Below are 13,630 nucleotides of genomic sequence, written 5' to 3'. Positions count from 1 at the left end.
CCTCCTGGTGTATGGTGAAAGGAACTTTCCCCCCAACGACCGGAGGCACACCATGCAGAAGGATCCGAACAAGGGCTACATCGCCCTGCTGGGCTGGAGCCTCAACGCCATCGAGGCCGCCGAGAACTTCGACCGACGCTACGTGGTGGTGGCGCCGGACTGGGCGGAAGAGTACTGCCAGAAGCACGACATCCCCTACGTTTCCTGGAACTTCGAGCGCCTCAACGACCGTTCCATGGAGATCGCCGAGACCCTGCAGGAGATGGGCGTCGACGTGGCGATCCCGCTGTTCGAGGAAACCGTGGAGTGGGCCGGCGCCATCAATTCGCTGCTGCTCGACAACCCGCGTCTCTACGGCCAGTCGCTGCTGCTGCGCGACAAGGCGTTGATGAAGCGCCGCGCCCAGCTGGGCGGCATCCGCGTGGGCATCTTCGAAGAGGCCCACGACAAGGAAGACGTCATCCGCTTCCTCAAGCGGGTCAACCAGACCCTGCTGAAGCTCGACGGCGACCCCAACGACCCCATCCACCTCAAGGCCTTCGACAAGGCCGGCTGCCTGGGGCACCGGGTGATCCGCACCCCGGACGAGGTCGACACCATTCCCGAGGAGGAATTCCCGGTGCTGATGGAGTCGCACCTGGACGGCTGGGAATTCGCCGTGGAGGCGTGGATCCACAAGGGAAAGATCGTCTTTCTCAACATCTCCGAGTACGTGACGCTGGGCTACTCGGTCTTCGTGCCGGCCTCGCCGGAGCTGGAGCAGTACCGCCCGCAGATCACCGCCCAGATCGAGAAGCTGATCAAGGCCTTCGACATCGAGTTCGGCCTGATCCACCCCGAATACTTCGTCACCAATGACGGCGAGATGTACTTCGGCGAGGTGGCCTACCGGCCGCCCGGCTTCAAGGTGTTCGAGCTGCTGGAGCGGGTCTACGGTTTCAATGCCTACCAGGCTTCCATGCTGGTGTTCGACCCGAAATCCACCGTGGAGGAGGTCGAGGCCTTCTTCCCGAAGGAAGTGGAGGATGCCGACGGCTATGCCGGCTGCTTCGGCGTCTATCCGCGTCGCCGCGTGGTCAGCAAGCTGGAGATTCCCGAGGAGGTCGAGGACGACCCCTACTTCGAGTCCCACGAACTGACGGCGCCCATGGAGGAGACGGTGACCAAGCGGACCGCTTTCGGCACCCACTGGGGGCTGATCTACTTCAAGGGCGACGAGGCAGCGCGCATGAAGGAGCTGCTCAAGCACATGGAAGACCTGGATTTCTATATCTAAGCTTGATTTCCCTAGCCGTCCAAGGCGTCATGACGACAATGACAGCCTGACGACGAGGAGTCGGTGTGACGACGCATGATGAAACGAGCCCGGGCAGCGCCGCCGATGATGGCAAGCTGCTCGGTCTGCTCGACAAGCTGGACGAGGCGATCAACCTGCTGGCGCAGGCCCGCGAATTCGCCAAGCCCGGCAAGCTGCCCCGTGTGCTCGACACCGCCCGGCGGGTGATGCTGCAGACCGGGGGGTGTGCGGCCATCGAACAGCGGGCCCGTACCCTCGAAGAGGCCGGCGTGTTCCTGGGCTCGGACTGGGAGACCCCACAATACCTGGTGCCGACCCTGACCACCCATGCGCTGAAAAGCCCCGACCCCAACACCGTGGTGATCGAGGCGCTCAGCGAACTGCGGCTATTGGCGGTCGCCAAGGGCGACTATCTGCACCCGCAGATGTCGGCGGAACAGGCGCACCACTACCTGACCCAGACGCTGGCCATCAACCTGTGGCTACTGTTCGGAGCACCCACCGAGGCCGAGCGCGAAACCCAGGGTCGTCTGGCCCAGCTGCCGCGCAACCTGTTTCAGCACCTGGCCGAGCGCATCGGCTACGAGCACGTGATCGACCGGCTGATCGAGGAGATCTGGCGCATCCTCGAACAGCGCCCCATCCAGGTGGAGCCGGTCAAGCAGATGATCACCCAGATCGCCATCTGCCAGACCAACCCCGAGATCGACCTGGGCGCCAGCGGCCAGGGTGCCGACCGTCTGGTCAGCTCGCTGTTCGGCCCTACCCGGGCCTGCCGGGAAGACCCGGGGCTGGAGGTCTACCGCGAACGGCTGTCGAGCATGGACGCCACTGCGCTGCAGGGCGAGGCCACCGGCTTCGCCCGCGCCATGCACGACACCGGGCTGGTCTCCGCTTATCATCCGGTGCTGCTGCGCCACCTGCTGGACCACAGCGATCATCTGCTTTCCGAGGCGCTGGGGCTCTCCTCCACCGGCCGCGACTGCCTGATGTGCTACCGCGAGCTGACCCACGCCCTGATTCGCAGCGGCGTGCATCCCAGCACGCCCCAGGCCGCCTACGGGCTGGCGCTGATGCTGGAACGCGGCATCCTCTACCAGCCACCGGTGGCGCCGGCCATGTGGCGCCAGTTGGGGCTGACGCTCTCCGAGTGGTCCCAGGCACGCCTCAACCTCGCCTACGGCGAGGCCGTCTCGCCTCGTGCCCGGCTGCTGGAAGGCGTGCTGTGCATGCTGGGGTTGCCACTGGGCGTGGGCCAGGGCAACAACCCCACCTGCCAGTCGGCCCGGGCACTCTCCATGTGGGCCTACAACGATCCCGACTACCTGCTGCAGATGGTGGCCTGGGCGGCGCGTGACGACGAGATCATCATGCACTTCGAGGGCATGCCGCTCTCCTCCATGGCCAGCCTGTCGGGCGTCGCCCAGACCCTGCCCATGGACCTCGACCCGGTGTCGCTGATCGTGGTGCCCCACCTCGACCGCATCTACGCCGAGATGGGGCGGCGCTGCATCGGCCGCGAAGGCGACCCGCACCGCTGGGTCAACCCGGAGTTCCACGGCTGGTGGGCCGGTCGCGGCTTTCGCATCAACGTCGACGTGGCCACCGGCCAGTTGGAAGACCTGGACGCTTTCCTGCGCCACTTCTACGCCAGCTATCACCCCTACTACAACGGCAACCAGCCGCTGATTCATCCGCAGCCGGCGGGCATCGCGGTGACCGACAGCGCGGCGCGTTTCATCGGGTGGCACGCGATCACCATCCTGCGGGTCAACCTCGACCCCCAGGACACCATGCGAGTCTACTTCTTCAACCCCAACAACGACAGCGGCCAGGACTGGGGAGACGGCATCAAGGTGAGCACCGCGGACCACGGCGAGCGCTTCGGCGAATCGTCGCTGCCCTTCGAACAGTTCGCCTCGCGGCTCTACATCTTCCATTACGACCCGCTGGAGCGCGGCGAACTGGCTCAGGTCACCCAGGAGGAGCTCGACCGGGTCACAGGCTACCTCCAGCGCAGTTGGGGCGCCGACCGGATTCCGCCGACCGGCCTGCAGGCGGATGCCGGCCAGGATTCCAGGGAGGAGTGATCACCTGCCGCGCGCATGGCGGCGCTGCAGGAATCGCGCCCAAAAGGGCGCGAACAGCATCAGTGCCACCATGCGTAGCAGATGATGGAAGGCAACGAAGACCGGGTCGATGTCCAACGCCACGGCGAGGATCGCCATCTCGCCGATCCCCCCGGGGGCCAGCGCCAGCAGTGCCACATCGCGCGGAACCTCGAGCAGTTGGTGGATCAACTCGGCGAACGCCGCCAGTACGGCCAATGCCACCAACGTCGCCACTCCGGCCTGAAACAGGTACTTGCCGAAGCGCCCACGCGATAAGCCCTTGAACCGCGAACCGATGGCACTGCCCAGCACCCACAGCATCAGGTTCATTCCCCAGTCGGGTAACCTCAGGCTGGCGATATCGAAGCCGGACAACAGTGCCGCTACGGCCAGCGGCGCCAGTAGACCCGGGCTCGGCAGTTTCAGGATACGCCCCACGGGTATCAGCGCCGGCAGCGCCAGCAGCAGCCATGGATCCTGCGTCGTTGGCACCAGCGTCTGGCCATTCCCCGCCCCGCCTTCATAGGCCCAGAACAGTGGCGGCAGAATCATGATCACCAGCACGATACGCAACGACTGGGCAATGGCGATGCGTTGAGGCTCCCCACCGCACTTGTCTCCCAGCATGATCATCGCGGTCATCGCTCCGGGGGCCGAGGCGAACCAGGCGCTCACCGAATCGAACCCGCAGCGCCGATACCAGGCCGCCGCCGCACTCGTGGAAACCGCCACCCCGGCCAGTAGCAGTGCCGCCGACAGCGGCCAGTCGAACACACGCTCGGCCAGTTGCGGCGTCACCTGACTGCCCAGCACCAGGCCCAGCACGCCCAGGAATGCCTCTCGCAATGGCTCCGGCACCCGCACATCGACGCCTCTGGCCGAAGCGATCAGGTTGGCGACTAGCGGCCCCAGCATCCAGGCCAGCGGCAAACCCATGAAGTGAAATACCGCCCCGCCCACGACACCGACTGCCAATGCCGTACCCAGTGCCCACGCCATGGTCTGCCGCACATCCCGTTCCTTCGATTAACCGGCTAACGATTCGGCCATTATCGCACGCCCTGCCCGGGCAGCTATAATGCCGGCTCACTTTCACGCTCCGGTGTCGTCATGCCGCGCCTCGACCAACTGCTCGTCGCCCAGGGCCTGGCCCGCTCGCGCACCCGCGCCCAACGGCTGATCCGCCACGGTCGGGTCAGCCTGGCCGACACGGGTCGGGTGCTCGCCAAGCCCGGCGAGAGGCTTCCCGAGGAGGCGGCGCTCAGCGTGGCGGTGGACCCGGAGGAGCGCTACGTCTCGCGCGCCGGGCTCAAGCTCGAGGCGCTGATCGAGGCCCTTGACCTCGACCTCGCCGGCCAACTGGTGCTCGACGTCGGCCAGTCCACCGGCGGCTTCACCGACTGCGCCCTACGCGCCGGGGCCCGCCACGTGATCGGCGTGGAGGTCGGCCACGACCAGCTCGACGCCGAGCTACGCACCGACCCGCGAGTCACCTGCCTGGAGGGGCTCAATGCCCGGTCCATGAGCATTGATCCTCGCCTGCGCGAAGCGCTGACGGCCCAACACGCCGACGGGCCCGATCTCGCCGTGATGGACGTCTCCTTCATCTCCCAGACGCTGATTCTGCCCGAGCTCGCGGCCTTGCTGCCGCCCGGCGGCGCGCTGGCGAGTCTGGTCAAGCCGCAGTTCGAGGTAGGGCCGGAAGGCGTCAACGCCCGTGGGTTGGTCATCGATCCCGCCCGCTACGCCGAGGTGGAGGCGCGCATCCGCGCCGGCTGCGCGGAGCACGGCCTGGAAATCCGCCACTGGCGGGAGAGTCCGCTGCGCGGTGGCGATGGTAACCGCGAGTTTCTGCTGCACGCCGTGAGAGGGCGTTGACAAACGACTGCGCTCGTAACGCGTGTAAAGTGCCCTCTGAACTTATCGGCGCCCTCCGCCCCTGTACCCGCCGTCCGACGCAATCAACGCCCCGCATCCCCCGCATCGATGTCGCCGGGATCGCCCTTGGCGCCGGGCGGTGGATGGGCCGGATCGATCACCTGCCCGCTAGGCGAGCTTTCCACGCGTTTGGCCGTGCCGTCGGCTCTGTGCAGCCAGACGTCGAGCTGGTTGAAGGCGATGTCGATGCCATGCTCGGCGAACAGCTCGCCCACCCGGCAGTTGATCTCGTCTGTGGCGAAGAGTCGGTCGCCGAGGCTGTTGACGAAGATGCGTAGCTCGAAGTCCAGGGTGCTCTCCCCGTAGCTCATGAAGAATACCTGCGGCTCCGGGTCGCCGAGCACCCGCGGGTTCTCGTCGGCGGCCTCACGCAACAGACGATGCACCAGGCGATGGTCGGAACCGTAGGCCACGCCGTAGTTGAGCACCACGCGGGTGATGGTGTCCGACAGCGACCAGTTGATCAGTTGGTCGGTGACGAAGGTCTTGTTGGGGATGATGATCTCCTTGCGATCGAAGTCGGTCACCGTGGTGGCGCGGATGCGGATCTTGCTCACCGTACCGGTGAGGTTGCCGAGCGTGATGGTGTCGCCGATGCGCACCGGGCGCTCGAAGAGGATGATCAGCCCCGAAACGAAGTTGGCGAAGATCTCCTGCAGGCCGAAGCCCAGGCCCACGCCGAGCGCCGCCACCAGCCACTGCAGCTGGCTCCAGGCCACGCCCAGGGTGGCCAGCGCCGTGACCACGCCAGTACCGATGATGGTGTAGGAGAGCAACGAGCTAATGGCGTAGGCACTGCCCTGCTTGAGCTCGAGACGCGAGAGCACGCTCACTTCCAGCAGGCCCGGCAGGTTACGCGCCATCATCAGCGTGAGCAGCACGACCATCAGCGCCGTGAAGAGGTCGGCCACGGAAAGCATGCTGTCGACCACCTCGGCGCCCTCGCCCTCGGCGGGTTCCAGCAGGGTGACCTGCTCCAGGTAGCCGAGCACCGCAAAGAGGTCGGACCACACCAGATAGAGCACGACGAAGAAGCCGATCATCAGGATCAGCTTGGAGAGTCGCAGCGACTGCTGGTTGACCTGTTCCATGTCCAGTGGTGGCTCTTCGACCACCTCCGGGCCACCCTCGGCACCTTCCTGTACCTGGGCACGCCGCCTCGCCAGCGCACGGCGGTAGGCCAGGCGCCGCGCCGCCACGGCCAGCCCGCGCACCACCGATGCCTCCACCAGAATCCACAGTGCCAGCAGATAGAGCGTGATGACGAAGCGCCCTACCAGGCTGAGGGCGGTGTACTCGTAGCCATAGGCGATCAGTCCAGCCAGCACCAGAGGCACTGCCGCCATGGCAAGCCCGAGCACCAAACGGAACAGCTTGACGCCGAAGAAGGGCGTATGGGCGAGGATCAGCTTGGCCAGCACCACGCTCAGTGCAACGAGGCCAGTGAACAGCAGCCCAAGCGCCACGGGGCGTTGGGAGAGTTCGATCTCGGCCCCACGCGACAACGGCGCGATGAGCAGCACCGGCACCAGCGCCATTGCCAGCCACAGTAGCCACCGACGCAGGGCGGCCGCATAGCCGGCCGGCCAGTAGAAGTGCCGTGTCGCCACACCGTCGGCCACCAGCAGACGACGCGCCCAGGCGATCACCGCCCAGGCCAAGGCAAGGTGCAACAGCGCTTCGCCGATTCCGGTTGCCAGCCCCTGGCCGCCCAACAGCAGTCCAGCCCCTGCCGCCAGCAGGCAGAGCGGACCGGGCAGTGCGAGTAGCGCATTGAGGACGATCGCCTGAGGCGTATGCCCCTGGGAGTCGCGCTTGAGGTGGCCGACCTCCTGATGCAGCCGGGCCAGCCGACGCTGGATGCGGCCCCGACTGAACGCCAGAAGCACCGCCAACAGCAGGGCAGGCAATCCCGCCAGGCCACCGGCATCGGGCACTCGCCAGTGGGCGGGAAGCACGCCACGCCACTCGCCCTCGCGCCACTCCAGCAGGAGCTTGTCAGGCAGGCTGCGCAGCCAGGCGAGATCCAGGGGCCTCGCATTGGCGATCCAGAACAGCTGCTCGTCGATGGTGGTACGCAGCTCACGACTCGTGTCCAGCAACTGCTGCTGGTTGAGCTGCAGGTCGATGGCGGCGCTGAGCATTTCGCCATACGCCTGCTCGAGTTGATCCACCAGCTCGCGGCGGCCCTGGTAGAGAGTCAGCAGCGATTCGACCAGTACCGGCGAAGATTGTGCATCGGCTTCTTCCAACCGCTGACGAGCCAGCTGTTCGCTCTCGCGCAGCCGATCGCGCTGGCGACCGAGTTCGAACTGCTTGAGGCGCAGGTCGGCGATCTCATCCTGCAACTCGCCGCGTACCTCCACCCGCGGCAGCGACTGGCGTTGCTCGCGTAGAATTCGTGACAGCAGAATGCTGCCGCGAATGGCATCGATCTGCTCGTTGAGACTGCGCTGCAGCTGGCGCACCCGCTCGAGCTGGCGACGGACTTCGAGGCCCTCGCGTACCATTCGGTTGCCCCGTTCGGTGGCCTGCAGCAGGTCGAGGCTCATGTCGCGGTTGATTTCCTGAGCTCGGGTCACCACCGGGTGGCCGACCACACCCTCCTCGTCGCGCACCGCCTCGGCAATGGCCTGCTCCGACTGCTCGCGCTGTCGCCGGTCGATGACTCCCTGCAGCAGGGTCAGCCGCGCCTCCTGGCTGGCCACCCGGCGTTCCAGCAGGTTGCGGTGCTCCTGGTCCAGCTCGCGAACCCGAGTATTGGTCGCCAGTTCCCGCTGATGCAGCTGCAGCGTCTGCTCGGCGAGTTCGCGTTCGATGCGCAGCCGCACGCGCCGCGGATCGTCCTCGGCGACCTGGCTCTCGCTCAGTTCCGCCAACTGGCGACGTACCTCATCCTGGCGCTGCATGGCCTCGCTGATCGCCTGCTGAGCACGCTCCGGCAACGTCTGTGCGTTGAGCAGCCGAGAGGAAACATCCGCCAGCCTGTCCTGGAGGCGCGACAGCTCGGCACTCACCTCCTCACGGCGGGCCTGCAGCGCCTCCAGGGAGAGTTCCTCGAGCTCCTCGATCGCCTCGTCCTGCGAACTGCGCTCCATGCTCTGCAGCTCCTGCTGCAGGCGCTGCAGTTCGTCGGGCGCCTCACGGACTCGCGTCTCGAGCTGCTCGCGCTGCTCGCGCACCGCCTCTAGACGATCCAGGGCATCCACTGCCGCCTGGAGGGTATCGATATCGGCCTGGGTCGATTCGCTCGGCGTTTCGCCCTCTTCCGGCTCGAGTGCCTCGAGACGCGATGTCAGGGAGTCGCGCGTGGGCAGTTCCTGCGCCAGGACACCAACGGCAGGCACGAGCCACGCAAGAGCGACGAGCGACACGCCGAGAAGGCGTAACGACAGCGAATGACGTAAGGCGAGACGGACGTTCAAGTCGGCAACCTCGAAAGGGGATCACTGCGCCACGATTCTCGGCCCGTTGAGCCGACGAGGCAATCACCTGTCGCCAACTGCGCACGGTTGACTTGGCTCACCGGCGTGTTAGAACGTCCTTTTGACGCTCGGAGGCGTATGCCATGACCTTCGCCCGCCCTTCCACGCTGGCCGTCGCGATGCTCGTCGCGACGGGTACCGTGCAAGCTGCTGAAACGTCCGCAGGGACCGAGCGGGCCGAGATCGAGGCCCGCATCGAGGCACTCAATGCCGAGCTGGCCGAGCTGAACCGCCAGCTCGAATCCCTGCCCGAAGAGACCGTGGTTCCCGTCGACCTGGAAGAGCAGGAAGCCCGCGCAGAAGCCGCCCAGCGCCGCCAGCTCGAAGAGGAATCGACGCGCAACCCTCTGGCCATCACGACCCACCGCCGCAACTACCTGCTGCCCATCAGCTACAACAGCAACCCGGAAACCGACAACTTCAGCACCGTGGCCAACGGCAACGGCCCCGACGACATCGAGGTGAAATACCAGTTCAGCGTCAAGGTGAACATCCTCGAGGACCTGTTCGGCGACCGGGGCGATTTGTTTTTCGCCTACACCCAGCGCAGTTGGTGGCAGGCCTACAACGCGGAGTCCTCGTCGCCGTTCCGCGAGACCAACTACGAACCGGAGCTGTTTTTCTCCTTCGACAATGACTGGGACGTCCTGGGCTGGACCAATGCCAACAACCGCATCGGCTTCAACCACCAGTCGAACGGCCAGTCCGGAGATCTCTCGCGCAGCTGGAACCGCCTCTACCTGGAGAGCGTGTTCCTGCGCGGTGACTGGGCGATCAGCGTCGCTCCCCACTGGCGGGTGCCCGAATCGGCGGAAGATGACGACAACCCCGACATCCACCGCTACATGGGGTATGGCGACATCACTCTGGCACGGCGCTTCGAGGACGACGCCGAAGCCAGCTTGATGGTGCGCGGCAATCCCGGGGCCGGCAACATGGGTGCGCAAGCCGACTACTCGTGGCCACTGTTCGGTAACATCCGCGGTCACGTGCAGTACTATCACGGTTATGGCGAAAGCCTCATCGACTACGATCACCGCAACCAGCGCCTGAGCCTCGGTTTCAGCCTCAACCCACTGTTCTCGGGCAGCAGCTCGGTGCAGTGAGTGCGATTGAACTCGTTATGGCGGCTGCTATGCTGAGAACGTCATTCATCGTCACAGGAAGACTGCCATGGCATCACGTACCCCCAACACCGACGCGACCACCCAGCAGCTGAAGGACGACCTGCACCATCTGTCGCGTACCGTCGAGGAGTTGGTCAGCGCCACCGCCGACGACTCCCGCAGCAACATCAAGGAGCTGCGTGAGCGTGCCGAACAGCGCCTCAAGGATACCCGAGAGCGACTCGAGGCCCGCGGCGAACGCCTTTACGGCGAGGCCCGCGACACCGTCACCCACCAGGCCGACGCCTGCGACCGTTACGTTCACGAAAACCCCTGGACCAGCATCGGCATCGGCGCTGCCGTGGGCATGGTCATCGGCATGCTGATCGGGCGGCGCTGATGGCATCCGGCCAGGGACCGGCACAACGACTGTTCGAGGCCGCCAAACGGCTGCTAGCCAGCCTCATCGCCGCCGGCGAAACGCGTCTGCGTCTCGCCGTTCTCGAGCTCGAGGAAGAACGCGCGCGGCTGGTCACCCTACTTCTGCTCATCGGGGCGAGTCTGGTCATGCTGCTACTGGGCTTGGCCGTGCTCGCCCTGCTGGTGGCGGTGATCTTCTGGGACAGCCACCGTCTGGCGGCGATGGCCATCAGCGCCGGCGTACTGCTGGGCGGCAGCCTGCTGCTGGCCCTGCTGGCGCGCTACCAGGCCCGCCGTCACACGTTGCTCAAAAGCACCTTGGCCCAGCTCGCCACCGACCGTGAGCTGGCGGAGAGACGCCGTGACGACACGCCTTCCCGCTGAGCCGTCTTCCCGGCACCCGGCCGTGAGCCGTGCCGACCGCAAGGCCCAGCTCATCGACACCATCGAACGGCAGCGCATCGACATCCTGGTGGAAGCCCACCGCTGGCGCGAGGCGAGCCGCCCTCTGGACGAAGGCTGGCATCACCTGATGCGCTTCAAGACGGCCTTCATCGCGGCGGGTGGCGTGGCGCTGTACCAGGGAGCCCGGCATCCGCACTCACTGATCCGGCTGGCACGCCGCGGGCTGGCGGGCGCGCTGCTGGTCAACCGCGCACGACGCCTGCTTCGACTCGTTCGCTGATCATCCAGGAGGCCGCCCATGCCGCTTGCCATCGCGCTGCACCTGATCGCCGCCGTCATCTGGGTAGGCGGCATGTTCCTGGCCTGGATGGTTCTGCGACCGGTCGCGGCCGGGCTGCTCGCCCCGCCCGAGCGTCTGGCACTGTGGTCACGCGTTTTCCAGCGCTTCTTCCCCTGGGTATGGGCGGCGGTGGCCGTGCTGTTCGGCACTGGACTGTGGATGCTGTTCGCCGTATTCGGCGGCATGGCGAGGGCAGGCTGGCACATCCACTCGATGCTGGGCTTCGGCCTGGCGATGACGACGATCTTCGCTTACATCTGGTTCGTCCCCTACCCACGCCTGCTTGCCACGGTACAAGTCGAAGCCTGGCCGGAGGGCGGCAACCATCTGAGCCGCATCCGTCGGCTGATCGGCACCAACCTGATATTGGGACTGGCGACCGTGGTGATCGCCAGCGCCGGCCGCTACCTCTGAGTGGGGCTTACACACGACGGCGCTCGGTCTACAGCATCGCTGAGGTCGGCGTTCGCGCCTTGTGGAAAGGCATCGGCACCCACTTCATGCAACGCTCGCCGTGGGCCAGCCGCTTCGCCACGAACCGCCGCGTGCGGCGCTGGCCTTCGCTATCGTCGTTGGCCCACACGCCGAGGGTGGCTAGAAACAGGCCGGTCAGCGCCACTTCTTCGGTCTGAGCACGCCGGGTACCGTAGCGTGCCTCGAGCCGTGCCGCTTCGCGCAGCCACTGCACGGTGCGCGACAGGTCGAATGGCAGAGGTAACCAGGTGTGGAGGTGTGGTAGGTGAGCCTTGGTGCGCAGCATTTCCAACGTGACGCGACGATGTGCGGCGAAGGTATCGAACCACGCCATCAGGCAGTGCTCGATGCGCACGCGTTCGGGCCAGTCGGCGAAGGTATCCGGTTTCTCGGCGAGCATCGCCCGCCAGCCACGCTGAAACCAGGCATTCGCCACGGCATCCAGGTCGTGGAAGGTTTCTAGCACCACCGACATCGGCAACTCGAGCGCCTGGGCGACCTCGGTCAGGCGCACTGCCTGCCAACCCTGGGTTGTGGCCTGGTGCACTGCCTCGTCGACGATCCTCTCGGCAAGGGATGCCGCCTCGGCACTCGACGCCCGATCAACGGCGATCATGGTCATGGCTTGGTTCTCCCTCGAGTGTGACTCTTCCTGATGAAGAGCATAGACCAGGGAGCTGGCCCAGCTACACGGCATTACCGCAAGCCACCCCACTGGCCCATGCCCACTGGAAGTTGTGGCCGCCCAGTTCGCCGGTGACGTCCAGCACCTCGCCGATGAAGCGCAGCTGTGGCAGTCCATTGACGGCAAAGGTTTTCGACGATAGCTCGCGGGTATCGATCCCGCCCAGGGTCACTTCCGCGGTGCGCCAGCCCTCGGTACCGGCCGGCTTGATGCGCCAATCGCTCAGCGCCGCAGCCCAGCTCTGCAGGCGGGCATTGCCGTAATCGGCCAGGGCGCCGTCGTCGTCGTGCCATTCGACCAGCGCCTGCGCCAGGCGCTTGGGAAGCCGCTCACCCAGCCAGGAGGAGAGACGACGCCGGGGCGTTTCACGGCGCGCCCGGCACAGTGAATCGAAGACCGCCTCGCCGGGCAGCAAGTCGATGGACAGGGTTTCGCCGCCCCGCCAATGACTGGATATCTGCAGCATTGCCGGACCGGACAGGCCACGATGGGTGAACAGCAGCGGTTCGCGATAGTGTCCCTCGCGACAGCTGACGGCCACCTCGCAGCTGACGCCGGCCAGCGAGGCGGCTCGCTCTTTCCAGGGCGGGGAGAGGGTGAACGGTACCAGCGCCGGGCGGGTCTCGGTCACCGGGAGGCCGAACTGCCGGGCAAGGTCGTAGCCGAAGCCGGAGGCGCCCAGCGTGGGGATGGAGAGGCCACCGGTGGCCACCACTACGGCTCCGGCATGGATCCGGCCCAGCGAAGTGACCAGGCGCATGCCGTCGCCGAGGGGAGCGACTGCCTCGACAGAGGTCTTCAAGCGCACCTGGACGCCGGCCCAGTCGCACTCGGTGAGCAGCACCCCCAGCAGTTCCTTGGCGGAGTGGGCGCAGAAGAGCTGACCTGGCGCCTTCTCCACGGTCTCCACTCCATGGCGCTCCACCAGCTCGACGAAGTGCTCGGGCCGATAGCGCTTCAACGCCGAGATGCAAAAGTGCGGGTTGTCGGAGAAGAAGTTGGCCGGCGTGCACGCGAGGTTGGTGAAATTGCACCGACCGCCGCCGGACATCAGAATCTTCTTGCCCGCCTTGTTGGCATGATCCACGACCAGTACCCGCCGCCCGGCATGGCCGGCCGTGAGCGCACACATCAGCCCTGCCGCTCCGGCACCAATGATCACCACGTCATACGTCACGCAGCCAATCCCCGCTGTGTCTGAAAGGCGCGCATTGTAACAGCCCAGTTGGGGAAGCGCGCCGAGAGGAAACTGGCCATACATGTACAAAAGTTGTACGTTGAAATGGCCAGGACAACTTGTGCATTCTTGTCACACTTCTCCACGGCATAACCGTTAGGCTGTGAAGATTCCCGACGGACCGGCCATCAA

12 protein-coding genes are annotated in these 13,630 nt (G+C 66.0%); 8 read left to right on the top strand and 4 right to left on the bottom strand.

Translation table 11 applies throughout. From position 1 onward, the window contains the following. Positions 1-52 precede the first annotated feature (52 nt). The gene (locus BLP96_RS00900) at positions 53-1,276 is read left to right on the top strand and encodes an ATP-grasp domain-containing protein (RefSeq protein WP_089682138.1); all 1,224 of its coding nucleotides are present in this window, start codon (positions 53-55) and stop codon (positions 1,274-1,276) included. Positions 1,277-1,341: 65 nt separating this feature from the next. Beyond that, positions 1,342-3,387, top strand: coding sequence for a transporter permease (locus BLP96_RS00895; protein WP_089682135.1), 2,046 nt, complete (start codon positions 1,342-1,344; stop codon positions 3,385-3,387). Here the strand turns inward: BLP96_RS00895 and BLP96_RS00890 are convergent, their stop codons facing one another. After that, on the bottom strand, positions 3,388-4,407 hold the full coding sequence (locus tag BLP96_RS00890) for an AbrB family transcriptional regulator (RefSeq protein WP_089682563.1): 1,020 nt from the start codon (positions 4,405-4,407) through the stop codon (positions 3,388-3,390). A gap of 111 nt (positions 4,408-4,518) precedes the next feature. Between BLP96_RS00890 and BLP96_RS00885 the strand changes: the two genes are divergently transcribed. After that, positions 4,519-5,286, top strand: a complete 768-nt coding sequence (locus BLP96_RS00885) for a TlyA family RNA methyltransferase (protein WP_089682133.1) — start codon at positions 4,519-4,521, stop codon at positions 5,284-5,286. An 83-nt stretch (positions 5,287-5,369) separates the two neighbouring features. Here BLP96_RS00885 and mscK read toward each other — a convergent pair whose 3' ends face one another. Continuing rightward, positions 5,370-8,771, bottom strand: a complete 3,402-nt coding sequence (gene mscK / locus BLP96_RS00880; RefSeq protein WP_089682132.1) for a mechanosensitive channel MscK — start codon at positions 8,769-8,771, stop codon at positions 5,370-5,372. Between the two features lie 143 nt (positions 8,772-8,914). Between mscK and BLP96_RS00875 the strand changes: the two genes are divergently transcribed. The 5 genes from BLP96_RS00875 to BLP96_RS00855 all read left to right on the top strand — a co-directional run bounded on the left by BLP96_RS00875 (position 8,915) and on the right by BLP96_RS00855 (position 11,516). Then, positions 8,915-9,937 carry a phospholipase A gene (locus BLP96_RS00875; protein WP_422666795.1) on the top strand — a complete coding sequence of 341 codons (1,023 nt, stop codon included), beginning with the start codon at positions 8,915-8,917 and terminating at the stop codon, positions 9,935-9,937. A 67-nt stretch (positions 9,938-10,004) separates the two neighbouring features. Continuing rightward, on the top strand, positions 10,005-10,337 hold the full coding sequence (locus tag BLP96_RS00870; protein ID WP_089682130.1) for an ElaB/YgaM/YqjD family protein: 333 nt from the start codon (positions 10,005-10,007) through the stop codon (positions 10,335-10,337). Continuing rightward, positions 10,337-10,741: a phage holin family protein gene (locus BLP96_RS00865; RefSeq protein ID WP_089682128.1), complete on the top strand. Its 405-nt coding sequence runs from the start codon at positions 10,337-10,339 to the stop codon at positions 10,739-10,741. Before BLP96_RS00870 ends, BLP96_RS00865 begins: the two co-directional genes overlap by 1 nt. Beyond that, complete coding sequence (locus BLP96_RS00860) at positions 10,719-11,042, top strand: YqjK-like family protein (protein ID WP_176761421.1); 324 nt, start codon at positions 10,719-10,721, stop codon at positions 11,040-11,042. The genes BLP96_RS00865 and BLP96_RS00860 overlap by 23 nt, the downstream gene beginning before the upstream one ends. 18 nt (positions 11,043-11,060) lie before the next feature. Beyond that, entirely contained in the window at positions 11,061-11,516 is a 456-nt protein-coding gene (locus tag BLP96_RS00855) for a CopD family protein (RefSeq protein ID WP_089682124.1), read from the top strand. Positions 11,517-11,544: 28 nt separating this feature from the next. On the opposite strand, the gene BLP96_RS00850 is transcribed toward BLP96_RS00855, so the two are convergent. Together BLP96_RS00850 and BLP96_RS00845 are read right to left on the bottom strand one after the other, a co-directional pair. Continuing rightward, positions 11,545-12,198, bottom strand: a complete 654-nt coding sequence (locus tag BLP96_RS00850; protein ID WP_089682122.1) for a TetR/AcrR family transcriptional regulator — start codon at positions 12,196-12,198, stop codon at positions 11,545-11,547. 64 nt (positions 12,199-12,262) lie between these two features. Beyond that, positions 12,263-13,438, bottom strand: a complete 1,176-nt coding sequence (locus BLP96_RS00845; protein WP_245682112.1) for a BaiN/RdsA family NAD(P)/FAD-dependent oxidoreductase — start codon at positions 13,436-13,438, stop codon at positions 12,263-12,265. Positions 13,439-13,630 lie beyond the last annotated feature (192 nt).

This window comes from Billgrantia gudaonensis (assembly GCF_900100195.1).
GTDB classification, from domain to species: Bacteria; Pseudomonadota; Gammaproteobacteria; order Pseudomonadales; family Halomonadaceae; genus Halomonas; species Halomonas gudaonensis.
The sequence above is the reverse complement of the archived record's forward strand: the minus strand, read 5'-3'. Positions and strand labels throughout refer to the sequence as shown.

What these genes read in the sequence shown, in the direction of transcription:
- BLP96_RS00900 (WP_089682138.1), top strand. Translation starts at nt 53, where the DNA reads ATGCAGAAGGATCCGAACAAGGGCTACATCGCCCTGCTGGGCTGGAGC.
- BLP96_RS00890 (WP_089682563.1), bottom strand. Translation starts at nt 4,407, where the DNA reads ATGGCGTGGGCACTGGGTACGGCATTGGCAGTCGGTGTCGTGGGCGGG.
- BLP96_RS00885 (WP_089682133.1), top strand. Translation starts at nt 4,519, where the DNA reads ATGCCGCGCCTCGACCAACTGCTCGTCGCCCAGGGCCTGGCCCGCTCG.
- BLP96_RS00875 (WP_422666795.1), top strand. Translation starts at nt 8,915, where the DNA reads ATGACCTTCGCCCGCCCTTCCACGCTGGCCGTCGCGATGCTCGTCGCG.
- BLP96_RS00870 (WP_089682130.1), top strand. Translation starts at nt 10,005, where the DNA reads ATGGCATCACGTACCCCCAACACCGACGCGACCACCCAGCAGCTGAAG.
- BLP96_RS00865 (WP_089682128.1), top strand. Translation starts at nt 10,337, where the DNA reads ATGGCATCCGGCCAGGGACCGGCACAACGACTGTTCGAGGCCGCCAAA.
- BLP96_RS00855 (WP_089682124.1), top strand. Translation starts at nt 11,061, where the DNA reads ATGCCGCTTGCCATCGCGCTGCACCTGATCGCCGCCGTCATCTGGGTA.
- BLP96_RS00850 (WP_089682122.1), bottom strand. Translation starts at nt 12,198, where the DNA reads ATGACCATGATCGCCGTTGATCGGGCGTCGAGTGCCGAGGCGGCATCC.